The organism is Psychrobacter sp. FME13 (assembly GCF_014861395.1).
In the GTDB taxonomy this organism is placed as follows: domain Bacteria; phylum Pseudomonadota; class Gammaproteobacteria; order Pseudomonadales; family Moraxellaceae; genus Psychrobacter.
This window is the reverse complement of the sequence record NZ_RRYV01000243.1, coordinates 1-2730: the sequence shown is the minus strand read 5'-3', so window position 1 is coordinate 2730 and position 2730 is coordinate 1. Positions and strand designations below refer to the sequence as shown.

3 protein-coding genes are annotated in these 2730 nt (G+C 36.3%); 2 read left to right on the top strand and 1 reads right to left on the bottom strand.

The features are described 5' to 3' along the window. Both EI164_RS15515 and repM read left to right on the top strand, forming a co-directional pair. Positions 1–358, top strand: a 358-nt coding sequence (locus EI164_RS15515) for a hypothetical protein (protein ID WP_192520865.1), incomplete at its 5' end; no start/stop codon positions are given. Between the two features lie 394 nt (positions 359–752). Then, the gene (gene repM / locus EI164_RS15510) at positions 753–1712 is read left to right on the top strand and encodes a replication initiation protein RepM (RefSeq protein WP_192520863.1); all 960 of its coding nucleotides are present in this window, start codon (positions 753–755) and stop codon (positions 1710–1712) included. Positions 1713–1925: 213 nt separating this feature from the next. On the opposite strand, the gene EI164_RS15505 is transcribed toward repM, so the two are convergent. Further along, positions 1926–2730, bottom strand: an 805-nt coding sequence (locus tag EI164_RS15505; RefSeq protein ID WP_225739353.1) for a DUF3800 domain-containing protein, incomplete at its 5' end; no start/stop codon positions are given.

Here is a 2730-nt window from a genome sequence, read left to right as displayed (position 1 = left end):
TTGGGAGACAACAGAGGATTCCCCTGATAAATTTGATACTAGGCAACTTAATCTACTTGATAACTTTGCTCAAACCATTGGTGTAGATGACAAAATAATTAATTTCATTAACGATAGCAGACGAGTAGCTGAGTTTTTTACCGTTGATGTGATTGAGCAAAACATAGAAATTTTTAAATTATTACGTAATCCAGTAGATGAGCGAGAGCTACACGTTAACTCCAATGATGAAACGTCCAAATCTGCCCCTCAGAGCGATTTGAACCAATCAACTAGGGATTCTATAGGCGATACCCCTAAAACGTTAAATAGAGCAGATTTGAGCGTTTCTATAGCATCTAGAAGACGTAGACCGTAGCTAATCATCTTTTTCTTGTTTCCAGTGTGTCATACGATAGATTAGTAAATGAGATGATTTTGAACGTAAAAACAATTAATCTTCTAGTCGATTTTTCTTCTTAATTATTAACAACCAAAAATGCTTTTAATGCTTTTAATGCTTTTAATGCTTTTAGATACGCTGTATCCATTGTAAATAAAGGGCTGTATCCGACATATGACGACATTAACCTACCCATATGACGACATTAACCTACCCATATGACGACATTAACCTACCCATATGACGACATTAACCTACCTTATGACGACAGATATTTATTGACTTTATAACGACTATGGGTAATGATGTCTTTGTTAGGCCTTTGCCAACATCTTCATATAATCAAAAAAATAAATAACATAGGTGAATTATGATTAAAAAGGGTGTTGGTATGGAGTTAGTTGTGAAGTCTAATAGATTAAATACTGCGATTCAGAACTTGTCTCTATCAGAGATAAGATTGATACAGCTCGCGATTATTGATAGTAGAGAGCAGAATAAAGGGTTAAGCGCGAATGTACCATTACGTATCAATGCGAGTCGCTATATAAATGCGTTTGACACAACAAAGCAAACAGCTTATGAGGTACTGTTAGATGCTGAAACTAATCTGTTTGAACGAAGGTTCTCATTTTTAGATGACAAAGATAATAAAGTTAAGTCCCGTTGGATTAGCCAAGTCACTTACTTTGAGGGTGAGGGAGCTATTGAAATTATTTTCACACCTGCCGTAGTTAATGAAATAACACGTATTGATGGTGTTGAGCAGTTTTTTACTAAGTACACATTAGAACAAACTGCTCCGTTAGGCAGTGTTTATTCAGTTCGCCTTTATGAATTACTCATACAATGGCGTGAAGCCAAAAAAACTCCTTTGTTTGATTTAGAGACTTTCAGAGGACAGTTAGGCATAGGGCTTAAAGAGTATAAGCGCATGAGTGATTTTAAACGTCGAGTGCTCGATATGGCTATCAAAGAAATTAACGATAAGACCGATCTTAATATTAGCTACGAACAAGAAAAGAATGGGAAAGAAATCATTGGTTTTAAGTTCAAAGTTTTAGAAAAAAAGAAATTTAAGCGTGCGAACTTAAAGGATGTCAGAGATGTTAACACGTCAGATATGTTCACTATTGAAGGACTAAGCGATAAACAATTAGGTCGCATCGTTCGCAACCCTGCTTTTATGGCGGAGTATAATCATTTAGTAAGCCCCACTAGCCCAGCTGGACAGTCTATGCAAGGGTGGGAGTTTGAGATGATTAACCGCCTTAGAAAAGACGCTTCACAGTTTAATAAGCGTCCAATTAGAGACTATCTTGAATACTAGGGTTTATAAGCGTTTTAAATAGACATTGCTCCACATTTAGAAATTAAAGCTTTAGATGCGATTTTTTGTAGTCGTAGCGCACTTGGCAATATACATGAGATTGAACGTATCTAATATGGTTTGCTGTTGAGTGCTATATAGACTATAATTATTACATGGACCGGGGGTTCCCAGTCGGTAAAAGGTTCCAGCGTAATGCTGGGGCCTTTTATTTTATGGGAAAACCTTCAAACCGTAACCCTTATAACACATCCCAGTCATGCCCCTTCCGTACTGACAGTAAAATTTATGCTCAATAATGTCAAAAGATCTGTTGCTCTGAGCTGGTCTTAATACATGGTTGCCAATTGGGCGTGACACTAAGTCTGCAAATTGCAATCCTGTTGAGTTGACTTGTTTTGAGGCCATAATTAATTCAAAAGGGTATATCTCTTTATGAAAGTTATGTCCTTGGCAACAGAGATTAAACTCTTTTCGAACATCATTATCTTCATTTTTCCCACGCTGTTCAAAAACGATATGGGTTTTCTTATTTAGCTGATTCTTTTCCTTCAGAAAACGATATATACGCTCTAATCCATACTTGATACCTAAATGGTAAGGGTCTATTGGATTCGCATATTGTCTAATCAGCTCATCCTTACGTATAACGCATGAAACTAAGACAAAATTCGTGTCAGTCATCATCGTGGATAAGTCATTAATAAATAACCCCTGTTCAGACTTTGTCATATCTTTAAACTGCCCAGTATTCTTCACAATATCTCGTTCGTGCAGTACAATCATGTCATGACCAAAGTGTTTAAACTTCAGCTTCATCACGTTTTGGATTACTGTATTCTGATAATATTTTTTATGAAAAATACAAAAAGAAAGTACAAATACGGGGTATTTCTCATTGTAACCTGATAGATTCGGATCACCACTTTCATCCACATATACAATATAATCGCTATAACTCACTAGGGTGTGTATAGAATTCAAATCAGGGGCAACCAGATAAAGACACAAGCGAGCA

What these genes read in the sequence shown, in the direction of transcription:
- repM (WP_192520863.1), top strand. Translation starts at nt 753, where the DNA reads ATGATTAAAAAGGGTGTTGGTATGGAGTTAGTTGTGAAGTCTAATAGA.